Here is a 23,325-nt window from a genome sequence, read left to right as displayed (position 1 = left end):
GGCGCCACTCGGCTCCCAGAGCGGGAAAACAGGCGAACAGACTGAGCGCCAGGCCAATAAGATAGCCGCCCAGCCAGTTGACGGCCAGAGTGCCCAATGGCAGGAGCGGAAAGAGGGGGTTCAGGATCAGACCGAGCAGCCAGCGCAGCGCGGCCCCGGCTGACGCGCCCGCGCAGACGGCAAGCAGAGAGGAAAGCATGACCAGCGCCGAAGCGTCCGGCCCCTCCGGGGCCGGACGCTTGCGGATCAGAATTTAGAACACGTTGGGATTGGCGGCGATGAGCGCCCAGCAGATGGGGCCCACCACAATGCCGTAAAGCAAGAAGGGCCAGAAGGTGCGCTTGAGCACTTCGCCTTCGCGGCCAGAGAGGCCCACCACGGCGCAGGCGGCCACGATGTTGTGCACGCAGATCATGTTGCCCATAGCGCCGCCCACGCCCTGAGCGGCCACAATGATCTGGCGGGGCAGCTCCAGGGTGGCGGCCATGTTCCACTGGAACTCGCCGAACATCAGGTCCGAAACCGTGCAGGAACCGGTGATGAACGCGCCAAGACCGCCCACAAAAGCGGCCAGCATGGGCCAGATGCTGCCGGCGGCGGCGGCCACAACCTCGGCCAGGGCCAGCGGCATGGAGGGCGCGTTCACCGGATTGACGCCGGAACCGCGGAAGATGGACACCAGCGCCACGGCGAAGACCAGGGCGATGGTCGGGGCCTTCATCTTGCGCAGGCTTTCGCCCCAGGCGGCCTTGACGGCGGCGGCGGGCATCTTGTGCAGCAGGATGGTCAGCAGGGACACCACGATGAAGAAGGTGCCCGGCAGATACAGATAATCAATGCTGGCGCTGACGCCCTGGAAGCCGAGAATATTGTTGAAGCTCAGCTTCTGGGCGGTCAGAAAGCCCTTGAGGCCCAGTTGCGGCACGCGGGAAATCACCAGCAGGGCGCAGATGAGCACATAGGGCAACCAGGCCTGGAACTGGCTCATGTGCGCCTGAAATTCGGTCTTGGTGCTCACCGGCGTGGTGCCGGACCAGGAGGGATCCCACTCATTGGGCGGCGCAAAGCCCCAGACGTCCTTGGGCACGCAGAAGCCTTTCTTGGTGGTCCAGACCACCACGCCCAGGCCGATGAGGCCGCCGATCATGGGCGGGAACTCAGGCCCGAGCAGCCAGGCGCAGAGCAGATAGGGAATCAGGAAGCAGACAGCGGCAAATACGCAGAACTTCCAGGCCCGGAAGCCGATGGCCCAGGATTTCTCCTTGCCGAAAAAGCGGGTCATGAAGCCGAGCATGAAGATGGTCAGAATAATGGCCATGGGGGCGTGCATCAGCGTGGCCCACTCGCCCACCACCTTGCAGAAACCGTCATAGGAAGAGAAGGGCAGACCGGGATTGGCGGCCACGGCTTCAGCCACCGGCGTTTTCAAAAAGCCGAAGCCCACGATGACCGGCGTGCCCACCGCGCCGAACGTCACCGGCACGGAGTTGAACACCAGGCAGATCACCGCGGCGGCCATGGCCGGGAAACCCAGACCCAGCAGCAGGGGGGCGGCCAGGGCGGCCGGCGTGCCGAAGCCCGCCGCGCCTTCGATGAAGCCGGCGAAAAGGAAGCCGATGATGATGGCCTGAAGACGCCGGTCGCGGCTCACATGCTGCATGCCGTACTGGATGGTCTCCATGCCGCCGCTTTGCTCAAGGGTGTAAAGAACAAGAATGGCGCCAAACACAATGATGAGCACGCCCACGGCAACCACCACGCCTTGCAGCGAAAGCGCCGCCAGATACATGACATCCAGTTTCCAGCCGATCAGGCCGCAGACCACGCAGGCCAGCCATGCCACGGGCATGGCCCGTGTGGCGGGCCAACGCATGCCCACCATCAGGACAAGGGCCACCACAATGGGGATGACCGCCAGTAACGCCAGCATTCCAATAGACATGAAGACCTCCCTACTTGGTTAACCGGGGTCGCGGGGCAAGCCGTTCAGTACGGAAAACGCCCGGCATTTCCCCCGGCCAGTCCCGCTTCCCCCCGCGCCGGCACGCGGAGCAACTACACTTGGATACCAGTTATTCCTGAATAATATAAAAGCCTACAACAAGGCAAGGGCGTGTCGCTTTTTTTCTTCTGAGCGGACTGTCTTCCCCGATGTTTTTGACGGCGGGGGTAAGGGACGGCCCTGTCCGGGCCGCCCCTTCATGACACGATTTCAGCCCGGGCTGTCCGCAAAAGCCCGCGGCGCACTCCGCGCCGCGCTGAAGCGCCGGGCCTGGAAGATACGCTAACGCTTGAGGTTTTCAGCCAGCAATTCAGCGATATGCTGCACCTTGACGTTCAGACCGGTCTTTTCCGCGCCGCCGCGCAACTGCATGACGCAACCGGGACAGTCCACCACCAGGCGGTCGGCGCGCGTTTCGCGGATGTTCTTCAGCTTGTTTTCCAGCAACCGGGCCGAGATTTCCGGGAATTTCATGGAGTAGGTGCCGCCAAAGCCGCAGCAGACCTCTTCCTCCTCGCAGGGCACATACTGGGCGGCATCCGCGATGAGTTCGCGCGGAGCTTCCTTGACGCCCAGGCCGCGGCAGAGGTGGCAGGAAGCGTGATAGGTGACTCTGTCGCCGGAATTGGTGAAGTCCTCGGCTTTCAGGCCCAGCCTGTCATGCACAAAGGAGCTGAAGTCAATGACCTTGTCCGCGAAAAGTTTGGCCTGGGACAGCATCTCAGGGTCTTCGGCCAGAATCTTCGGGTAGACATGCTTCAGATGCGAGGCGCAACTGGCGCAAAGGGTGATGACGGCGTCGTACTTGCCCACGGCGAAGGCCTGGACGTTCTGTCTCGCCACTTCGATGGAGGTTTTGCGCTGGCCCATCATTTCCAGGGGCAGGCCGCAGCAGGTCTGCTCCATGGGAAATTCCACAGCCACATTTTTGGCCGCCAGAATCTTCACGCAGGCTTCAAGCTGCTCGGGATAGACGAAATCCTGCGCGCAGCCGCTGAAAATGGCCACCCGCATGGTCGGGTTCTGGGCTTTGGGCGCGATTTCCGGCCAGCGGTCGCGGAAGGACTTGTTGGCAATGGCCGGCAGGGCCTTGAAGCCGTGCTTGCCCAGGAACATGGCCGGCAGATGCCGCTGGAACTGGGTTCCGCCGGTAAGGGGCTTCTGGGCGTACTTGGCGAATTTGAGCAGGCTGTGGAAAAGTTTGCGGTTTTTCATCACCGAAGCCAGCAGGGCCGCCTGGGCGCCGCCGCCCTGCTCTTCCGTGACGCGGCTGCGTATCTCGCGGATCAGGCGCGGCAGGTCGATGCCGCCGGCGCAGACATTGGCGCAGGATTCACAGCCCACGCAGTTCTGGCAGAGCACCTTGGCCTTGTCCTTGCCGTGGAAGAAATACGTCAGGATCAGACCAATGGCGCCAATGTAGATATAGCCCATCTTGTGGCCGCCCACCAGGCGGAACACCGGGCAGACGTTGGCGCAAGCGCCGCAGCGCACGCAACGGAATATCTGCGAGAAGAGCGGATCTTTGGCGATTTCTGAGCGGCCGTTGTCCAGAAAGATCACATGCATGATCTTTTTGTTGCCCGGCGCGGAAGCGCAGGGGCCGGCCCCGCACATCCAGGTCACATACGCGGTCAGGCGCTGGGCCGTGGCGTTGCGCGGCAAGACCAGCAGGGCCGTGAGGGCCTGATCCAGCGTGGGGATCAGCTTGTCCAGACCCGCGATGGCCACATGCACGCGCGGCAGGGTGGTGACCATGCGAGCGTTGCCCTCATTGGTCACGGTGGACACGGCGCCGGTTTCGGCCACGGCAAAGTTGCAGCCGCTGACGCCCATATCCGCGGAGATGAACTTGCGGCGCAACTGCACGCGGGCCACCTTGACCAGCTTCTGGACGTCGGAATCCTGCTTTTCGCCCGTGGCCTTGGTAAAGTCGTCGGCCACCTGATAACGCGAAAGGTGAATGGCGGGCATGACCATATGCGACGGGCCTTCGTGGCGCAACTGGATGATCCATTCGCCCAGGTCCGTTTCATCCACAATCAGGCCCTCGGCCTCCAGCGCGGGATTGAGCTGAATTTCCTCGGCGGTCATGGATTTGGATTTGACCACCCGCTTGACATTGTTTTCTTTGGCGATGCGGGCGACAATCTCGTTGGCTTCCTTGGCCGTGGCCGCGCGGTGCACATGCACGCCGCGTTTTTCCGCCTGCTCCTTGAACTGCTGGTAAAGTTCCTCCATGTGCTGGCAGGCGTAGTCCTTGGCTTCGGCTATCTTGGCAATGAGGCCGCGCTCGTCCACTTCCTTGAACACGGCCTCGCGGTTGGCCCGGTAAGACACGGCAAAGGTGTCCAGAGTGCGCCGCAGGAAGTCGTCCTGCAAGGCCTCGTCGATTTGCTTGCGGTAGTCGGAAAGAGATTTGGGCGCTTCATGCATGGCCTCAGTCCTCCAGAAGAATGATGTGCAGTTCCAGCGGGCCGTGCACGCCCACGGCGCCCACCCGCTCAATGTCCGCGGTGCGGCTTGGGCCGGTAATCAGCGTGGTGTAGGTGGCGGGCGCGGCATTCATGCGCTCGCGCAGCAACGGGGCGATGGACGGCAGGTCGGGATAGATTTCGGATTTGCGCAGCAGGATGATGTGAATTTCGGAAATCATCCCGGCCAGACGCACATCCTCGTTGTCGGTGTTCATCAGGCAGGTGCCGCTGGCGGCCACGCCCGCCAGGGCGCGGGACAGGCCCACGTCAATGCCGGCCAGACGGTTGCGCAGGCCGTCGCGCTGGCAGACAAAGCCTTTTTCCTCACAGGCCCTGGACAAAACGGCGAAATCCTCATCGCCGAGGTCGGGCGCGGCCACGACGCGCTGCACGCGGGTGGGCACCTTGTTGGGGCCGAGGGGGCCTTTCTCCGCGCCGGGTTCGTCGGCCAGCAGTTCGGCCGGAGCCTTGTTTTCACAAACGTCCACCACATACTGCAGGGCCGCCGCCATAGACGGCACTTCCTGCACCACGGCGTTGACGATGGCGGCTTTGGCGCTGAAGGCCTCTACCAGTTCCAGGTTCACAGGGGGCATACGTTACTCCTTTGAACGGCTTTGGTGCAGAGCGCGAACCGGCCCGCGCGGCCGATCCGCATACGCCTACTTCAGGCTTTCTGCGTAAATTTCCACCGGATGCTTGACGCGCACGGCATCCTTATTGTGCGAAAGCACATCCTCAAGCTGCATCATGCAGGCCGGGCAGCCCGCCGCCACCACCAGCGCGCCGGTGGCAACCACGTTGTCGCGCTTGCGCTGGCCAATCCGACGGGAATAGTCATAGTGAAAAAGGTTGAAGGAACCGCCGCAACCGCAACAGCGGTCGGCCTCGGCCATTTCCGTCAGCGCGTAGCCGGGATTGGCCGCGATGACCGTGCGGGGCTGCGCGCTCACGCCCAGCGACTTCTTGAGATGGCAGGAGTCATGATAGGTAACGGGCACGGCCCCGGCCGAGGGCGTCGCCGCTTCCACCTTGAGCACATCCACCAGAAAGGCGTTGATATCCATGGTCTTTTCCGCCAGCATTTCGGCCTGCCTGCGTTCCGGGTCGCCCAGGCGTCCGGCGTAGCGCGGCCAGAGTTCCTTGATGGTGGCGGCGCAGGAGCCGCAGGGGCTCAGCAGATAGTCAAAATCGCCCTTGCAGAGCGCGTCAAGGTTGACCTTCATCTGTCTGAGCATGCCCTCGGCGTCTCCGGAGGAAAGCGCGGGGATGCCGCAACAGGCCAGGCCCGCAGGCATGAAAACCGCCACCTTGTGATGGCGCAGCGCCTTGAGGCAGGCCTCGGCCATCTCGGTGTACATTTTGTCGCCCAGACAGCCGGGGTAAAAGGCCGCCTTCAGACCGCCGGCCCGCCGGGCTTCGTCCAGCGCGCCGTGCGCGGCATGCAGGGGCTTTGACGCCAGGGGGCGGATGTGCCTGTCGCCCAGCATGAAGTTGAGCATGGGCGCGCAGATCGTGCCCTGGGCGTCGCCGGTCTTGCGGAAGATCAGGCCCTGCATGGGCGCGCCCACGCGCATGGCAAAGTTGAACAGGCCGGGCTTGGCCAGCAGGGTGCGGAAAACCATTTTCTTTACCGGGTGCAGGCCTATGTAGGCGTTGACCAGCTCACGCGCCTCCATGAAAACTTCCATGATTTTCACGCCCGGAGGGCAGGCGGCCTGGCACGAGCCGCAGAGCAGGCAGCGACCGAGCTTGTCGGCCAGGGCCTCAGGGTCTTTCAGCAGTTCGTGCGCCATGTTGTTGATCAGAAAAAGCTTGCCGCGCGCCACGTCGGCTTCCTTGCCGGAAGCGCCGAACATGGGACAGACCGACTGGCACATGCCGCACTTCATGCACGCGGTGATCCTGTCGTCCAGCGCCATGAGGCGTCGGGCCAGTTCGTGCAGAGTATTCATACGCTAAATCCCCACTAACTTAGTGGAATTGAGCAGCCCCTTGGGGTCCAGGGCGCGGCGCAGCCGCTGCGAAAACAGTATAGTGCCGCGCGAGGTTTCTTTTTCCATCCATTTGGCTTTGGCCGTGCCGATGCCGTGTTCGCCCGACAGGGTGCCCTGAAGCTTGATGGCCGTGTCGAACATTTCGTCAATGGCCGCCTCCACCCGCTTGAATTCCTCAGCGTCACGCCTGTCGCAAAGGAAGGTGGGGTGCAGATTGCCGTCGCCGGCATGGCCGAAGGTGCCCACCTCAACCCTGTATTTGGCGGCAATCTGGTTGACGGCCTTCATCATGGCCGGAATCTGCGAACGGGGCACGGTGGCGTCTTCCAGCACCGTGGTGGGGCGGCAGCGGGCCAGCACCGGCAGGGCCATGCGCCGCGCTTCCCAGAGTTTGAACTTTTCCGCCGCGTCCTTGGGCACATGCACGGCCACGGCCCTGTTTTCCTTCAGCACGCGCTCCACGGCCTCGGCGTCGTCCGCCACCTGGGCGGGATGGCCGTCCACCTCTATGAGCAGAATGGCCGCCGCGTCACGGGGCAGCCCCGCCTTGGTGAAGTCGTCCACGCGCACGATGGTGTTGTTGTCCAGAAACTCCAGGGTACAGGGCAGCACATGGGCCGCAATGATGCCGGCCACGGCCTCGGCGGCGTTCTGTATGTCGTCGAAAACCGCCATCAGCGCCCTGGAGGCCTTGGGCGGCGGCACCAGCTTGAGGATGGCCTGGGAAATGACGCCCAGCGTGCCCTCGGACTGCACCAGCATGCCCGCCAGGTTGTAGCCGGTGACGCACTTCACCGTGCGTGAGCCGGTTTTGACGGTTTCGCCCGTGGCGTCGAAAAACTCAACGCCCATGAGATAGTCTTTGGTTACGCCGTACTTCAGACCGCGCAGACCGCCCGCGTTTTCGGCGATGTTGCCGCCGATGGTGGACACGGCCTGCGAGCCCGGGTCCGGCGGATAGAACAGATTTTTCTTGGCCACGGCGGCGGCGAAATCGGCGGTGATCACGCCCGGCTCCACCACGGCGTAAAGATCGTTGGAGTTGATCTCAAGAATGCGGTTCAGGCCGGTGGTCAGCACCACCGCTGTGTCGCTGTGGTCCGGAATGGTTCCGCCGGACAGATTGGTGCCCGACCCGCGCACTGTCATGGGAATGCCGTTGTCATAGAGCTTTTTGACGCAAAGCCCCAACTGCTCGGTGGAAGTGGGCCGAAGCACCAGCGCCGGCACAACGGGTTCAAGCACCGCAGAGTCAAAGGAATAGCTCTGCAGATCAGCCTCGGATGTGAAGACGTTCTCTTTGCCGATCAGGTCTTCAAAATCTTTGATCAACGCCTGACTTGCCATGAAACCTCCTTGTACGCTCTCGCATCGTCTTGATTATGCTGAATTGCGGCGCATGGGCAGCGCGCGGTTGCACCGGCGAAGACCATGAAATATGCGCCCGCGGGCGCAAAACGACGCGCCATCGCTTGAGATTCTTTGCACAATGTGCCTGTATAGCCTGCTTTGTCATTTTTGCAAAGAGGACATCCCCAAAAAAAGCGGTGGTATCACAAGCAGCATAGCAGCAAGTTTCAACTCCCGGGCCGCGCTCTGACCGGCCCCGCCGGAAACTCAGGGGCGCTCAACCCCGGCCAGACCGCAGATAAAGGCAAAGGCCGCGGCCTCCACGGGCTGCACCGAAAGACGGCTGCCGCGCTTCATCAGTTCCATGCCGGCCAGCTCAGGCCAGCCCGCCAGTTCCTTGCGGCTCAGCGGGCGCGGCAGGGCGCGCCGCAGCCGCACGTCCACCATTTCCCAGACGGGCTTTTCTGGTGTGGCTTTGGGGTCAAAGTGCCGGTTTTCCGGGTCTTGCGCCGTGAAGTCCGGGTAGGCCGCCCGCACCACCTCCACAATCCCCACAATGGCGGGCTGCTGCCCGCTGTGGTAGAAAAAGCCCAAGTCCCCCACCCGCATGTCGCGCATGAAGTTGCGGGCCTGATAATTGCGAACCCCGTCCCAGGCTGTGGTTTCGCGGGGAGAATTTTGCAAATCCCGCCAGGAAAAACAGCCCGGCTCCGTCTTGAAAAGCCAGTGCCTCATGCCTCGCCCTTTCAGTTGGAACATTTTCGATTGAAACACCCCGAGCTTCAATCATTACGGCGCGTACGCCCGCTCTCGCGACCGCCAGAGCGAATACGTTTTCAAAAACATCGCGCTCTAAAAAGAATTATTCCTGTTTACAGTATGAAGCCGAAGAGCTCTTTCGTCAATGCCGCCCGTGAAAAACCGCCTCGCGCCGGCAGCCTGAGGCGGGCGCGCTCCAAAGCCGGAAACGGCGCGCCGCCGGCGCCGCGACCCGACAAAGCGGGCCGCGAGGCCGGCGGCATTGAAACGCCGGAGCAAAAAAGCTCAAAATCATGTTATGAGAATGGTCGCTGCCGTCCTTTCGCGCCCAGAACGCGGCCTGGACGCTCATTCGGCGCGGGTGTCAGCCACCGCTGTCGCCAGAGCGGTTTGGACAAATTCATTGCCAACCCGTATCAATGGCAGCGGATGCCGCTGAGCAGGTGCGCCATTTTCTCTTTCTTGGTGCGCAGATAGGCTTCGTTTTCCGAACAGGCTTCGACTTCAATGGGCACGCGCTCCACAATCTCAATGCCATAGCCCGAAAGGCCCACAATTTTCTTGGGATTATTGGTCAGCAGGCGGATTTTGCGAATGCCCAGATCAACCAGAATCTGCGCGCCGGCGCCGTAATCGCGCAAATCATCGGGGAAGCCCAGCATACGGTTGGCCTCCACCGTGTCATACCCCTGATCCTGCAGGGCATATGCGCGAATCTTGTTGGCCAGGCCAATGCCGCGCCCTTCCTGCCGCATGTAGAGCAGCGCGCCGCGCCCCTCCTTCTCTATCTGGCGCAAGGCCGCGCCAAGCTGGCCCCGGCAGTCGCAACGCAGGGAACCCAGCGCGTCGCCGGTCAGGCACTGGCTGTGCACCCGCACCAGCACCGGTTCCGGCCCGCTGATGTCGCCCTTGACCAGCGCCAGATGCGTGCCCGGCTCCATCTCGCTTTCATAGGCGTATACCGTGAAGTCGCCATAAAGGCTGGGCAGATGGGCATGCGCGTCGCAACGCACCGACACCTGGCCGCGCTCCAGCCGGTAGCGGATGATGTCGCGCACCGCCGCAATCCTGATATGGTGCTCGGCGGCGAATTTTTCCAGATCCGGCATGCGGGCCATACTGCCGTCGTCGCGCATGATTTCACAGATGACGGCCGCCGGCTTGAGCCCGGCCAGACGGGCCAGATCCACGCTGCCTTCCGTCTGCCCCGTGCGCGCGAGCACGCCCCCCGCCCTGGCCCGGAGCGGAAAGACATGGCCGGGCGACACAAGGTCGTCGGGCCGGGCGTTGTCCGCCACGGCGGCCCTGATGGTGGCGGCGCGGTCCGCCGCCGAAATGCCTGTGGAAATGCCCTCGCGGGCTTCGATGGACACCGTGAAGTTGGTGCCGAAACGTGAACCGTTGCGCTGGGTCATCAACGGCAGTTGCAGGCGGTCGGTCAGTTCCGGGGCAAGGGGCAGGCAGATCAGGCCGCGCCCGAAACGGGCCATGAAATTGATGGCTTCAGGCGTAACGTGCTCGGCGGCCATGGTCAGGTCGCCTTCGTTTTCACGATCCTCATCGTCCACCAGAATGACCATTTTGCCTTGACGGATATCGGCAATGGCTTCTTCAACGCTGCACAAGGGCATGGCTACATCCTTTACAGTTACTGTGCGGCCGGAATGCGGCTGCGGCAAAGATAGGGCGGGCGCGGGCTTCTGTCAACCTGCGCGACGGACGACGCCGACCGATCAACCCGCCGCCGCGCGCAGGCCCACTTCCGCCAGCAGGACAGTCAGCGGCCTGCCCAGAAGAAAAGGCAGCCATGACGCCGGCGCGCCCCCGCGCGTGACGCAAAGCTCGCGAAAGGCCGCATCGTAACGAACCATCCCGGCCAGTTCGGCGCGCGCGGCCTCCCCCCCGCCGACCGAAAGCGGGCCGCCGCCCGTGAGCGCGCCGCGCGGCCGAAAGCCCAGCGCCGCGGCCAGAGCCAGCGCGCGACCCGCCGGACAGGCCTCGTCATGGGCGTTGATCAGCTCCAGACAAAGGGCGGGGGCCACGGGATGCAGCGCCTGATCCGCCAGGGTTTCCAGGGCGGCGCGGCGATCCAGCATCCCGCCGTGGGCCAGCATTGCCTCCAGGGGCGCGGTGTCCGCGCAGAACAGCGCCCGGCACTGCGCGGGGCGGCGGTCGTAGATGCCGCAGGACGCCCCCTCCCCGCCGTTTCTGTAATACAGGCAGCGCCAGGGATGCGCGGCCTCGCCCGTGCCCGCGATCTTGAGCAGTTCCCCTTCCAGAGGCCGCAACACGGCCCGCGCGTCGTCGCGCGCCCATTCCCCGCGCCGCAGACAGACCAGAGAGGCCGGCGGCAGCGCGCCCCCGGCCAGCAGGGACGCGTCTTCACACATCAGGGTCGGGCCGCCGCGCAGGCAGCACCGCCCGCAACGGCGACAGGAAGGGGCGCTTGCGCGCGGTCGCTCACACGCCTGAACCGGCGGACGCCCTCGCGTCGTCATGGAACCTCCCGCCATAGCTGCCGTTCAGTCGCCGGGAGAACTTCTCCATATAGTAGTAATATACCGGCGTGATGTAGAGGGTCACAATCTGCGAAAAGCACAGGCCGCCCACCACGGCCAGGCCCAGAGGCCGCCGGGCCTCGGCCCCGGCCCCGATGCCGATGGCGATGGGCAGCGCGCCCATGAGCGCGGCCATGGTTGTCATCATGATGGGCCGGAAACGCACATGACAGCCCTCGGTGATGGCGGCCAGGGGCGTGACGGAGGGGTCGCGCCGCTGGGCCTCCAGCGCGAAGTCCAGCATCATGATGGCGTTTTTCTTGACGATGCCCAGCAGCATGATCACGCCCACAAAGCCGTACAGGTCCAGCTCCAGCCCGAACAGCCAGAGCGTGGCCAGCGCGCCGAAGCCCGCCGAGGGCAGGCCGGAAAGGATGGTCAGGGGATGGATGAAGCTTTCATACAAGATGCCCAGCACCAGATAAATGACCACAATGGCCAGCACAAGCAGCCAGCCCATCCCCTTGAGGGAATTCTGGAAAGCCTGGGCCGTGCCCTGGGATTCGGCGTTTACCGAGTCGGGCAGCAGGGGGCGGGCCGCCGCTTCCACGGCCCCCACGCCGTGGCTCAGGGCCACGCCGGGCCGCAGATTGTAAGAAATGGTCACCGCCGGGAACTGACCGTTGTGATTCACCGCGATGGGCCCCACGCCGGGCGAAAGGCTGGCCACGGCGTCCAGCGGAACCAGATCGCCGTCTCTGGAGCGCACATAGAGGCGGGACAGGGCCGAACTGTCCTGCTGGAAGCGTTTCTGCAATTCCACAAAGACCTTGTAATCATTGCTAGGCGCGTAGATGGTGGAAATTTCGCGCGAGCCGTAGGCCGATTGCAGGGCCAGCTCGATCTGCTGCGGGCTCACGCCCAGGGCCGCCGCGCGGTTGCGGTCGATGGTCACACGCAATTCGGGGTTCTTGAGTTGCAGATCGCTGTTCACGTCCTGAATCTGGGGCAGCTTGCGCAGGGCCTCCTCCACCTTCTGGGCGCTGTCGTAAAGCGCCTCCATGTCCGGGCCGGAAAGGGTATACTGGTAGAGCGCCTTGGAGGAGCGCCCGCCGATATTGATGGCCGGGGGCACCCGCACAAATATCCGCAATGCCGGGGAGGCGTTCAGCTCCCGCCGCAGGCGCTGGGCCACGCTTTCGATGCCCGGCCGCTGGTCGTGAGGTTTGAGGCGCATGAGCAGATTGCCGTTGTTCATGCTCTGGCTGGAGCCCACAATACCCACCACGGAGTTGAACATGGCCACATGCGGCTGTTTTTCCAGCAGGGGGTCCAGAGCGTGCTGAGCCGCCACCATGCCCTGAAAGGAGACGCCCTGCTCCGCCTCGGTGCTGGCCACCAGAAAACCCATGTCCTCGGAGGGCAGAAAACCTTTGGGCATGACCACGCCCAGCCAGAGGGTCAGCCCCAGCAGCCCCAGAGAGCAGTACAGCGCGGCCAGACGGTGGCGCAGCACATAGGCCAGCGAGCGGGCATAGGCCGCCGCCAGACGGTCGAACACGCGCTCCAGCGCGCCGTACACGCCTTCATGCCCCGGCCTGTGCTTCTGCCCGGCCTTCAGAAAATAGGCGCAGAGCATGGGCGTCAGCGTCAGCGAAACCACGCCGGAACAGAGAATGGCCGTGATGATGACCACCGCGAATTCGCGGAACAGGCGCCCCACAATGCCGCCCATGAACAGCACGGGAATGAACACGGCGGCCAGCGAGATGGTCATGGACACAATGGTGAAGCCGATTTCCGCCGAGCCGTCATAGGCGGCCGAGAGCGGATCCTTGCCCATCTCCTGATGGCGGACGATGTTTTCCAGCATGACAATGGCGTCATCCACCACAAAGCCCACGGCCAGGGTCAGGGCCATGAGCGAAAGGTTGTCCAGGCTGTAGCCCAGCACGGCCATGAGCGCGAAGGTGGAGATGACCGACATGGGCAGAGCCAGGCTGGGAATGATCGTGGCGGGCAGATTGCGCAAAAAGATGAAGATGACCAGCACCACCAGAAAAACCGTGAGAATCAGGGTGAACTTCACATCGGCCACGGATTCGCGAATGGATTCCGAGCGATCGTAAAAAACGTCCACACTGACCGAGGGCGGCAACTGGCGTTCCAGACCGGGCAAAAGCGCCCTGATGGCGTCCACCACCTGCACGGTGTTGGTGCCGGGCTGGCGCTCCACGGCCAGGGTGATGCTGGGCGCGCCGCCGTTGCTCCATGAAATCTGCTTGTCCTGCTGTTCGCTGTCCACCACCGTGCCCAGGTCGCGCAGGCGCACGGGCGCGCCGTTGCGGTAGGCCACCACCGTATCCCGGAAGGCCCGCGCGTTGAGCAACTGGCCCGATGATTTGATGGAGCTGGCCCGCTGCGCGCCCTCCAGCGAACCGGTGGGCAGCATGGAGTTGGCGGCGGCCACGGCGTCGGCCACTTCGTCAATGCCCAGCCCGCGCGAGGCCAGTTCGTCCGGGTCCAGCTGCACGCGCACGGCATATTTTTTTTGCCCGTAGATGATCACCTGGGCCACGCCCTCCACCATGGACAGGCGCTGGCCGATGAGCGTATCCGCGTATTCGTTGAGCTGGTACAGGGGCAGGGTGGGCGAGGAAACCCGCAGGTAGAGAATGGGCATGTCCGCCGGGTTGACCTTGCGGAAGCTGGGCGGCGTGGTCATGCTGGAGGGCAGGCGGCGCTGGGCCAGGCCGATGGCCGACTGCACGTCCAGGGCCGCCGCGTCTATATTCCTGTCCAGCGCGAACTGAATGGTGATGCGGGTGCGGCCCGCGGCATTGACTGAAGAAATGGAGTCAATGCCGGCAATGGTGAAAAATTCCTTTTCCAGCGGTGTGGCCACGGAGGCGGCCATGGTCTCCGGGTCCGCCCCGGACAGGTCGGCCATGACCTGGATGGTGGGAAAGTCCACATTGGGCAGTTGATTGACCGGCAGAGACATGTAGCCCGTGGCGCCGAAAAAGAGCATGCCCAGCATGATCAGGGCGGTGGCGACCGGGCGCCGGATGAAGACGGCGGCGATATTCATGGCCCGAGTATGCTAAGACATGAGCTGACGCACAAGCAAAAAAACGCCCAGGCCGCAACAGACCGCGCCGATGATCCGGCGCAGCAGCCAGGCCGAGATGCGCCGCGCCACAGCCACGCCGCCGAAAAAGCCGGCCGTTTCCACAAGGCAGAGCATGGGCAGCAGGCCAAAGTCCACATGCCCGCCGCTCCAGTTGCCCACAGTGCCGGAAAGCGCCGTGGCCGCCATATAGGGCATGGACAGGGCCACGGCCGACAGGGGCGCAAAGCCCGCCGCCACCATCCAGGGGATGGAAAGCACCGGCCCGCCCGCGCCCGTGAGGCCGGCCAGCAGGCCGGTTACGGCCCCTATCAGAAAAACGCCGCCGCGGCGCTGCCAGAAGCGCCTTTCGCCAGCGCCCGCGCGTGGCGGCCGGAAGGCGCAAAAACCCGCGAATATGATCAGCAGGGCCAGCAGCGCTATCAGCGGCCCGCCCGGCACGCGGGCGTTGAGCAGCGCGCCGGGCCCGGCGGCGGCCAGCCCGCCCAGCACAAAGGGCGCGGCCTCGGCCAGATTCAGGCGGCCCAGACGGCGATACAGCCATGCGCCCGCCAGCCCCAGCGGCAGAAAGGAGGCCAGCGCCGTGCCCATAGCCGTGTGGGCGTCAAGCCCGCTCAGCAGAATCAGGGCCGGAGGAATCAGAATGCCGCCCACGCCCGTGACGCCCACCAGAAATCCCACGGTCAGACAGATGACGTACAAAGCCAGAACCATGAAACACCCCTCAGAGCAGCATGCGAAGCGCAAGGCAGGCCAGCCAGAGAAACAGGCCCCCGCATACGGCGCTATAGCGCATAAGCGCGCACAAGGCCAGCAGGCGGGCCCTGTCCCACGGCGCGGCCTCGCCCTCCGGCGGGCCCAGCCAGGGCTTGTCCGTCAGAGCGCCGAAATAGACCGAAGGCCCTGCCATGCGCGCCCGGCAAAGCCAGGCGCAAGCGGTCATGGACCAGCCGGAATTGGGGCTGGGCATGCCCGCCGCCTGGCGCGCCACAAGGGCAAGGCCCGGCCAGCGGCCGTCCCAGAGCCGCGCGGCGGGCCGCAGCCGCCGAACCAGAGCGTCCGTCAGCCGCAAGGCCGCCACAGACAGGCGCGCCGGCACAAAGGCCAGACAGTCGTCCCCCCGCGCGCCGGCCCAGCCCAGCCAGCGCCAGCGCGGGGTCAGATAGCCCCACATGGAATCCGCGGTGCTCATGGCCTTGTACACCCACAGGCCCACGGGCCCGGCCAGCAGCAGCCAGAACAGGGGGGCCAGCAGCGCGTCGGTGAAATTCTCCGACAGGGTGTCGGCCAGGGTTTTGCGCAGCTGCGGGCGGTCCATACTGCCGGTCTCCCGGCTGACCAGCCGGGAGACGGCCTTGCGCGCCTGGGCTTCGGGCCGCGTCTCCACCTCGCGCAGCACTTCCCCGCCCGCTTTCAGCAGGCTGCCCATGGCCAGCCCGGCCCAGGCCAGATACACCGCCGCCACAAGCCCAAGCACGGGCGGCGCAAGCAGCAGCCGGGCCGTCAGCCCGCTCGCGCCGACCAGCAAGAGCAGACAGGCCAGACCCGCCAGACGGCCGCGCCATTTTTCACCGGCCGGGCCGCCATGCGACATCCCGCGCCGGGCCGGGCCTTCCAGCCGGGACAGCAGCCGGCCCGCGAAACAGACCGGATGCGGCCAGGGCAACCGGGGGTCGCCCAGCCAAAGATCCAGCAGCAGGGCCAGCGGGGCCAGCCACCAGCAATCCCATACCGAATACGGGAAGAGATGCGCCGCGAGGCTCAGATCCATTGTTCCAGCAGGCCGCAGGAGGCCAGGGCCATGTACAGCGCAATGCCCGCCGCGGTGGAGAGATTCAGGCTGCGCACCCCGCCCTCGCGCATGGGAATGCGCACATGATGCGGCGAGGCGTCCAGCATTTCCGGCGGCAGGCCGCGCGTCTCAGGCCCGAAAATCAGGCAGTCTTCCGGGGCAAAGGCAAAATGCTGCAGGGGCGTGCTGCCGCAACGGCCCCTGGCCGAAGTCATGATCCAGCGTTCGGCGGCGGGCCTGCCGGCCCGCCTGGCGAAAGCGAACCAGCCCGGCCAGGCGAACAGGCGCACATTGGGCCAGTAATCAAGTCCCGCGCGCCTGAGGTAGCGGTTTTCCAGCTTGAAGCCCAACGGCTCGATGAGGTGCAGCTCCGTGCCTGTGGCCGCGCAGAGCCGGGCCACATTGCCGGTGTTGGGCGGGATTTCCGGCTCAAAAAGAACCATGCGCATGGGAGCTCCCTTATGCCGGGGCCAGGCGTCCCGCAATGCCCGGCGCCACCTGGCAGGCCACCCGGATATCCCTGGAGCCATAGCCGCCGTCGTCCAGCGTGGCGAAAAGGTTCGCCTCCACCACTTCCACGACCGCGTCCGGCGCGCCTTCGGCGGCCAGATGGGCGGCCAGCAGCTCCCTAGCCCGGCGTTCGGCGGCATCCAGCGTATATCCCCTGCTGATGCGCTCTTCCAGATCCAGGGCGGGCGCGCGCAACAGGCCGAGCCCCGTGTCCGCGTAAACTTCCAGCCCGGCCGTGGGCAGGGTCAGGGCCGCGCCCACGGCATTGGCCACGGCGGCGTGCGGCGGACTGGCCACCGGCAGCCCCAGGGCCGCGCTCAGACGCCGGCGGATGCAGTCCGCCGGGCCGCCCACCAGCCAGACGCGCTGGGGCCGCGCCTCTCGCGCGGCCCTGAGCGCGGCCAGGGTATAAATGGGCCGGGCGTTCACGCCCTCCACAAGTTCGCGCGCGGCCCCCGCCACCTGCGTCAGCGCGTCGTCCACGGCCTTTTGGGCCAGGGCGCGCGCATCCAGACCGTGGGCGGCGGCCAGCGCCGCCACCCCCTCGCGGGAGGCGGCCAGATTGCCCCGGTCAGCGGAAGCGCCGGGGGCGTCCTCGCCGTCCAGCGTGTTCAGGGCGTCCAACAGGGTGGGCCGCGCGCCGCCGAAGGCCAGGGCCGGGCCCTGACGCAGCGGGCCGGTATGCACGCGCGCGTTCTGACCCGCGCCATCCACGGCAAGCAGCGAATCCCCGCCCACGCCGATGGATATGGAAGCCATGGCGCGCACCAATGTCCGGCGGCCCCGCAGCATCATGCCGTCACGGTCGATAACCGGCGAACCGTCAAGAAACAGGGCCATGTCCGTGGTGGTGCCGCCCATGTCCAGCAGCAGGGAGCAGCCGTGCTCCGTTTCCGGGCAGAGGGCCATGACGCCCATGACGCTGGCCGCCGGGCCGGACAGAATGGACTGCACCGGCTCACGCCGTGAAAGCGATGTGGGCGCCGCGCCGCCGTCAGCCTTGAGCAGATGGGGGACGGCGTGAATGCCCGCCCAGCTCAAGGCCCCCTCCACAGCGTCCAGAAAATCGTTGTGCAGGCGCTGCACAGCCGCGTTGTAATAGGCTGTGGCCGCCCGGCGGGGAAAATTGAGCTGCCCCGACAGCCGATGCCCAAGGGTGACGGGCAGGCCCGACGCCTTGACGGCCGCCGCGCCCATAGCCCGCTCGTGGGCCGGATTGCGCGGCGAGAACTTGCCCACGCAGGCCACGGCGGCCACGCCTTCATCACGCCAGCGGGCCGCCCGCCGGGCCAGCTCTCCGGTTTGCGGGGGGCTGACCTCCACGCCCCGGTGGTCCAGGCCGCCGGGAACCACGCACACATGTTCCCCCAGGCCGAAACGCGCGGGGTCCAGCCCCGGCCCGGCGGAAAGCGCCAGCCCCACGCTGTCGGCACGGCCCTGCACCAGAGCGTTGACCGCCAGGGTGGCGCCCAGCGTCACGCGCTTCACCGTGGACAGAAGCGCCGCATCCCTGCCGCCCAGTTCTCCGGCCAGGGCCGCCAGCACTTCCCGCACCGAGGCGGGCAGGTCGTCATGCCGGGTTCCGACCTTGGCCCATGCCGCCAGACGCGGGCGCGCCCCGTTGCCCGTGATCAGCACCGCGTCGGTATGGGTGCCGCCCGCGTCAATGCCCAGCACTGCGCTTTCTTTCATGCCTGCTCCGCCTTGAGCGATAATGGTGAATGTTGCGGGGGATCATACGCCATGCGGCCTCGCCGGGCCAGAGCTTTCTGGGCCTGGCGCCTCATTGCAAAAATGCTTTGCACAGTCATGCGAAAAATGCGGGTTTTGCAGCGTCCACTTTTGCGGGCAGACCCTAGGGCCGAGCGCAGCGCACCTGATTCAGCACCGTCAGCCGAGCCAGCATGGCGTCAAGGGCATGGCGCAGCCTGCGTTCCGCATCCTCCGCCAGCCCGGCCTGGACTTCCTCGAAAGCCTTGCCCAGCGCCGCTTCGATATAGACTTTGTTTTTCTCCACAATTTTTCGCCGGTTGCCTTCCGTGAGGAAAAACCTGGGCAGTTTGCGCTTCCACAAAAAGCCCTTGGCAACTTTTCCCAAAGCCCAGACGCCCGCAAAGGCCGCGCCGCCGCCCAGCACGGCGGAAACGGCCTCGCCCGTATGCGCTATGGCCCCGGCCACGGCGTAGGCGGCAATGCCGGGCAGCACCGCCGAGGCCATGAAATCCATGATGTTCAGAAAAGCCAGACGCGACACCTTGACGCTGACGGCGTCAAAAAAGTCCTTGCTGAGCGCCCGCGCGGGAAATTCAAAGCGCGGAGCCAGGGGAACGCCGTTCTGACGCAGCCAGGTCCTGAAACGCTGCCGCAGTTCATACTGAATTTCCTCGCGCAGGGCCTCCGTCTTTTCCCGGATGACGGTCAGCAGCCCGGCATCGTTGCGGATGTTTTCCGCAAAGGCTCGCTCCAGTTGCGCCACGGTTTTTTGCGTTTGCTGGGCTTCTTCCAGCACGGGCATGATGTCCCGCTCCACCATGCGCTCCGTGCACAGGCGCACGGCGAATGCGGCATGCTTGGCCACGATGTTGCGCACCACTTCGCAGGCATGGTCCGCGAAAGCCCCGATTTTTTCGCCCAGCAGCGCCCGCGCGGCGGCGTGCGACTCGGCCAGAACCGGATAAAGGGCCAGGCCGTATGCGATGTCCTCATACGTGCGGCGGCTCGTGGCGCACACGGCGGCGGGAAAAAGCTCGCGCGCCATGTCCTGGACGAAAAACCAGCGGCTGCTGCCGCCTGTGAGGATGACCCGTGAAACCTCGCGCCGGCCCTCAATGCCGTCCAGAATGCTTCTGAACCAAGAGAGCAGGCCGATGCGCCTGCCTTGCAGCAGCTCCCTGGCCTGCGGGCTCAGCCCCCCCCTGTCGGCATACTGGCTGAGCATGGCGCGCAGGCTTTCCGTGGCCGCGTAGTTTTCCGCATCCCTGATGAAATCCTCCCGCGTATAGTCGCGCACATAGGCGTCCCGCCTGTTTCCGCGGGCGTCATGCCACACGGCGTGCAGGCTTGCCCCCGCCGCCCCGTCCAGGGCCACGGCGTCCGAAAAGCGCTCCTTCTCGGCCTTGCACTGAATCCAGTGTAGATAATACTCATAGCCGGATGCGGGCGCCTCCCGCCGGAAAAGCTCATTTTTGCGGCAGAAAACCTGAAACAGCAGGTCATCGAACAGACGCCCGCCAAACAGGGGGTCCCCGCCGTTCTGGAGCACATCCATGCTTTCCAGACTGGTGAAATCGCAGGTGCCGCCGCCAAAGTCCAGAATAAGCGCCCTGTTTTCGATATCGTCAATGCCCAGAGCCCCGGACTGAAGGCAGGAAATCATGGCCGCGTCCGACTCTCTGACAAAGGCGGGGCGGGGCCAGCCGGCCCGCGTGAAGCACCGCGCCAGATTGAGGCTGAAGTCTTCTCTGGTTCGGGAGGGCATGCCAACATAAACGCGGCTTTCAGGCTCCAGCACGCCTTCGGGCAGCGCCGCGCGCAGGTGGCGCAGAAAGTCCGTCATCCATTCCGCAGCCTCGGAATCGCCGTGGGCGATTTCGGGCTTGAACTGGCCGCGCAGGACGCGCGCGGGCATGGCGGCGCGGTTGGTGTGGTATTCGCTTTCCGCAATGTTGCCGATGAGCAGGGGCCTGCGGTTCTCATACAATACCACTGTGGCTATGCAGCCGTTTTCATCGCTGATGCGCGGCAGCGTCAGCGGAAAGGGTTCGGCAGCGACGCCGTCGCTTCCGTAAATATAGGTATTGGTGGTTCCAAGATCAATGCCGATGGTTTTCATGCGTGCTCCCGCGGCGTACCCTGCGCCCCGGCATCCCGCTGCGCATAGCCCCTGACGATCCTTCCGCCCGCCTGATAGTGCCGCCTGAGAATGCGGCAGCGCTCTCCGTCTCTGACCAGGCCCACCGTTTCATACAGTTTTTCGTGCTCCGCGCCGTTCCAGATCAGAAAATCGCCCTCGCCGCCATCAGTCTCATAGCCCACGGCGGCCAGCTTTTCGACCAGAAACGCCCGGGCGTCAGCGTCAAAACCATCCAGCATCCCGATGACGTCCCGCGCGAGAAGGCAATCATTTTTGGGGCATTTCACGGAATTCGGATCAGAATGCAGCCTGCCCTTCAGCTCGGTCAGCTCGGCCTCGCGGCGATCCAGCTCGTCAAAAAAGGCCAGCAGGCAGCGCATGCGCGCCGCGGCCTGTTTTTGCAGCGAATGCCTGAAAGCCGTCACATCCAGGGCCGTGACCTTTTTGGACAGAAAAACAAAAAGAAAGGCGGCCCCCAGCAGCAGACAGCAGCGCTTCAGCAGGCCCGGCGCGGAGTCTCCGCCTCCGAACACCGCCCGCTTGACGCCGGCCCAGGAGGTCAGGCGCAACATGCCCGACATGAGGCCCGCGGCAAGGCCGGCCAGGGTTCCGAGGCCCAGAAAGGCCAGCAGCCGCAAACGCGCCCCCGGATTGGCCGAAAGGCATTCCGAAGCGTAAAACATGGCGCAGACCGCGGCCACCCGGATGATATCCCCGCCCATGCCCAGCCAGCCCAGCAGCGTGGACAAAAGACCGCCCAGCAGATAGCCCAAAAAGACTATGCCGCCCAGCGACGCAAGCGAAGAGCGCTTCCGGTACAGGGCTTCAGTGGAAAAATCGGGCATGTCGCCGGCCAGCCGCCATCTGAGCTCGTCGGACAGCGCGACGCCGCGCGTGCCGGCCCCGGCGCGCTCCGCCGCGCCGAGATCCGCCAGCGCCGTCTTCAGGTCATACAAAATGCGCTGATGCTGGGCGTAGTCTTCGGGAAAGGCCGCTATTTGCTCCACCGCGGCGTCAGCCAGCCGCGCGGCGCTTTTTTCAGGTTCAGGCATGTGCTTCCGCGGCTTCATGGAGCCTCCCGTGCCGAAATTTATGAAACAGGCGCGTCCATGGCCGCGGACGGGCCGTCGGACGCCTTGGGCATATACTAATTCCGGGCGGATGCCCGCGCAAGGCCCGCTCACTGTCGCGCCTCCGCAAAAGGGCGTTCGCCCCGCCAGCGGCGCTTGCCATGAGCGCCGCTTTTCAGTAGATTTTTGCTCTTGCGCGGCCACGCGGGCCCACGGCCCGCTCACGACGCCGCGCCCCACACAGCGGCTCTTTGCGAGGTTAGCCATGCAAACGATGAAATTCATCTGGTTTGACGGAAAAATGGTTCCCTGGGATCAGGCCCAGGTTCATGTGCTCACCCACGCCCTGCACTATGGCAGCGCCATTTTTGAAGGCATTCGGGCTTATGCCTGCGCCGACGGCACTTCCGCCGTCTTTCGCCTGGAGGATCACTGCAAGCGCATGCTCAACTCCGCCAAGATTCTGCGCATGACGCTGCCCTACAACGCCGGGCAACTGGCCGAAGCCTGCATTGAAACCCTCACGGCCAACAAGCTGGCCGAGGGCTACATCCGCCCGCTCTCCTTTGTGGGCCACGGCGAAATGGGCGTATACCCCGGCAACAACCCCATACAGACCATCATCGCGGTCTGGCCCTGGGGCGCCTATCTCGGCGCCGAAGCCCTGGACAAAGGCATCCGCGTCAAAACCAGCACCTTCGCGCGCAGCCATGTGAACACCTGCATGTCCAAAGCCAAGGCGTCGGGCAACTACATCAACTCCATCCTGGCCAAGATCGAGGCGAAAGAGGAAGGCTTTGACGAGGCCGTCATGCTGGACACCAACGGCTTTGTATCCGAAGCCACGGGGGAGAATATTTTCATCGTGCGCGAGGGCGTCATCAAGACCACGCCCCTCACGTCCATTCTGGGCGGCATCACCCGCAAGTCCATCGTGGCCCTGGCCCGCGATCTGGGCTACACTGTGGAAGAGCAGCAGTTCACCCGTGATGAGTTCTACATCGCCGACGAAGCCTTCTTCACCGGCACGGCGGCGGAGCTCACGCCCATCCGCGAGCTGGATCACCGCCAGATCGGCGTGGGCCATGCGGGCCCCGTGACCAAGCACCTGCAGAAGGAATTTTTCAGGGCGGCCAAGGGCGAGAACCCCAAGTACGCGGGCTGGCTGCGCCACTACACCGTATAATGAACAAAAGACGGCGCTTCCATACGATGCCGCTCTCGTCAGCGTTTGCGGCCTGACGCACTATGGAGCTTCCCTGAACGTTCACAAAACAAGACACTCTATCTTCACCGGCAGGAGATGCCATGCGCAGAATTATTCCCTTGTTCATGCTGACGGCGCTGTTTGTTTTCGGAACAAGCATGCAGGCTGAATCCAAAGGCAACGCCACTGGCGCAGTGAAGGCGGGCGCGGAAGTAAAGACGGCATTCTTTGAGATTAAAATTCCCGCTGGCTGGGTGATGCCGCAGCCGGCAAAAGAGATGCCCAATGGCGCGGTGAGCGCCGTTTTCGCCTCGGAAGACAAAAAGATGGCCGTGGCCATAACCGCCATGAAAGCCGAGATGGACGCCAGAACCATAGCGGAGCAGACGGCGGCCAATATGCGTAAGGGAGGCATGGCCACCACCGAGCTGGTGGAGAAAGACGGCTTTTACATGACGGAAATGCGGCCAAAGGCCAAGAAAGACCCGAATGCGGTGGGATTAGCCATATTCGGCTCTACTGGCAAGGAATGCACTGTTACCATAATCACAGGCGCAGACGTGCAAAAGGCCAATGAACTGCTGGGTGTTTTGAAGCCTCTGAATGGGGCCAGGTTTCCCCTGCGGGTTCAATAAAAAAGCGTGTGCATTTGTTTTTTGGGGTTGCGTTTCCTGAAAGCC

The 23,325-nt window shown here is 64.5% G+C and carries 18 protein-coding genes; 2 read left to right on the top strand and 16 right to left on the bottom strand.

Features of this window, described 5'->3' with window-relative positions:
* From ACQRA4_RS12050 to ACQRA4_RS11975, 16 genes are all read right to left on the bottom strand, one after another.
* The coding region (locus ACQRA4_RS12050) for a CrcB family protein (RefSeq protein ID WP_427823321.1) at positions 1 to 199 on the bottom strand (199 nt) is incomplete at its 3' end.
* A 54-nt stretch (positions 200 to 253) separates the two neighbouring features.
* On the bottom strand, positions 254 to 1,942 hold the full coding sequence (locus tag ACQRA4_RS12045) for an L-lactate permease (RefSeq protein WP_427823320.1): 1,689 nt from the start codon (positions 1,940 to 1,942) through the stop codon (positions 254 to 256).
* Positions 1,943 to 2,284: 342 nt separating this feature from the next.
* Positions 2,285 to 4,438 (bottom strand): L-lactate dehydrogenase (quinone) large subunit LdhH, encoded by a 2,154-nt coding sequence (gene ldhH / locus ACQRA4_RS12040; RefSeq protein ID WP_427823319.1) that lies wholly within the window; start codon positions 4,436 to 4,438, stop codon positions 2,285 to 2,287.
* 4 nt (positions 4,439 to 4,442) lie between these two features.
* On the bottom strand, positions 4,443 to 5,075 hold the full coding sequence (locus ACQRA4_RS12035) for a LutC/YkgG family protein (RefSeq protein ID WP_427823318.1): 633 nt from the start codon (positions 5,073 to 5,075) through the stop codon (positions 4,443 to 4,445).
* Between the two features lie 66 nt (positions 5,076 to 5,141).
* On the bottom strand, positions 5,142 to 6,434 hold the full coding sequence (locus tag ACQRA4_RS12030) for a (Fe-S)-binding protein (protein ID WP_427823317.1): 1,293 nt from the start codon (positions 6,432 to 6,434) through the stop codon (positions 5,142 to 5,144).
* Between the two features lie 3 nt (positions 6,435 to 6,437).
* On the bottom strand, positions 6,438 to 7,823 hold the full coding sequence (locus ACQRA4_RS12025) for an FAD-binding oxidoreductase (protein ID WP_427823316.1): 1,386 nt from the start codon (positions 7,821 to 7,823) through the stop codon (positions 6,438 to 6,440).
* A gap of 270 nt (positions 7,824 to 8,093) precedes the next feature.
* Entirely contained in the window at positions 8,094 to 8,561 is a 468-nt protein-coding gene (locus tag ACQRA4_RS12020; RefSeq protein WP_427823315.1) for an EVE domain-containing protein, read from the bottom strand.
* 440 nt (positions 8,562 to 9,001) lie between these two features.
* Positions 9,002 to 10,216 (bottom strand): bifunctional 3,4-dihydroxy-2-butanone-4-phosphate synthase/GTP cyclohydrolase II, encoded by a 1,215-nt coding sequence (locus ACQRA4_RS12015; protein ID WP_427823314.1) that lies wholly within the window; start codon positions 10,214 to 10,216, stop codon positions 9,002 to 9,004.
* A gap of 102 nt (positions 10,217 to 10,318) precedes the next feature.
* Positions 10,319 to 10,975: a hypothetical protein gene (locus ACQRA4_RS12010; RefSeq protein WP_427823313.1), complete on the bottom strand. Its 657-nt coding sequence runs from the start codon at positions 10,973 to 10,975 to the stop codon at positions 10,319 to 10,321.
* A gap of 70 nt (positions 10,976 to 11,045) precedes the next feature.
* Entirely contained in the window at positions 11,046 to 14,174 is a 3,129-nt protein-coding gene (locus ACQRA4_RS12005) for an efflux RND transporter permease subunit (RefSeq protein WP_427823312.1), read from the bottom strand.
* 12 nt (positions 14,175 to 14,186) lie between these two features.
* A complete protein-coding gene (locus tag ACQRA4_RS12000) occupies positions 14,187 to 14,927 on the bottom strand; it encodes a sulfite exporter TauE/SafE family protein (RefSeq protein WP_427823311.1) in 741 nt (246 codons plus the stop codon).
* A 10-nt stretch (positions 14,928 to 14,937) separates the two neighbouring features.
* Positions 14,938 to 15,984, bottom strand: coding sequence for a CobD/CbiB family cobalamin biosynthesis protein (locus ACQRA4_RS11995; protein WP_427823310.1), 1,047 nt, complete (start codon positions 15,982 to 15,984; stop codon positions 14,938 to 14,940).
* Positions 15,975 to 16,454: a tRNA (cytidine(34)-2'-O)-methyltransferase gene (locus ACQRA4_RS11990; protein WP_427823309.1), complete on the bottom strand. Its 480-nt coding sequence runs from the start codon at positions 16,452 to 16,454 to the stop codon at positions 15,975 to 15,977. The genes ACQRA4_RS11995 and ACQRA4_RS11990 overlap by 10 nt, the downstream gene beginning before the upstream one ends.
* Positions 16,455 to 16,464: 10 nt before the next feature.
* Complete coding sequence (locus ACQRA4_RS11985) at positions 16,465 to 18,207, bottom strand: hydantoinase/oxoprolinase family protein (RefSeq protein WP_427823308.1); 1,743 nt, start codon at positions 18,205 to 18,207, stop codon at positions 16,465 to 16,467.
* Positions 18,208 to 18,370: 163 nt separating this feature from the next.
* Complete coding sequence (locus tag ACQRA4_RS11980; protein WP_427823307.1) at positions 18,371 to 20,347, bottom strand: Hsp70 family protein; 1,977 nt, start codon at positions 20,345 to 20,347, stop codon at positions 18,371 to 18,373.
* Positions 20,344 to 21,420 carry an adenosine deaminase gene (locus tag ACQRA4_RS11975; RefSeq protein ID WP_427823306.1) on the bottom strand — a complete coding sequence of 359 codons (1,077 nt, stop codon included), beginning with the start codon at positions 21,418 to 21,420 and terminating at the stop codon, positions 20,344 to 20,346. The genes ACQRA4_RS11980 and ACQRA4_RS11975 overlap by 4 nt, the downstream gene beginning before the upstream one ends.
* Positions 21,421 to 21,703: 283 nt before the next feature.
* Here ACQRA4_RS11975 and ACQRA4_RS11970 point away from each other — a divergent pair, with 283 nt between their 5' ends.
* Both ACQRA4_RS11970 and ACQRA4_RS11965 read left to right on the top strand, forming a co-directional pair.
* Positions 21,704 to 22,624 carry a branched-chain amino acid transaminase gene (locus ACQRA4_RS11970; RefSeq protein WP_427823305.1) on the top strand — a complete coding sequence of 307 codons (921 nt, stop codon included), beginning with the start codon at positions 21,704 to 21,706 and terminating at the stop codon, positions 22,622 to 22,624.
* 122 nt (positions 22,625 to 22,746) lie between these two features.
* Positions 22,747 to 23,280 (top strand): hypothetical protein, encoded by a 534-nt coding sequence (locus ACQRA4_RS11965; protein WP_427823304.1) that lies wholly within the window; start codon positions 22,747 to 22,749, stop codon positions 23,278 to 23,280.
* The last annotated feature ends 45 nt before the right edge of the window (positions 23,281 to 23,325 follow it).

The sequence above is a fragment of the Desulfovibrio sp. SGI.169 genome, assembly GCF_050313595.1.
Lineage (GTDB): Bacteria > Desulfobacterota > Desulfovibrionia > Desulfovibrionales > Desulfovibrionaceae > Desulfovibrio.
Note: the sequence above shows the minus strand (reverse complement) of the source record. Positions and strands in the feature narration are given on the sequence as shown.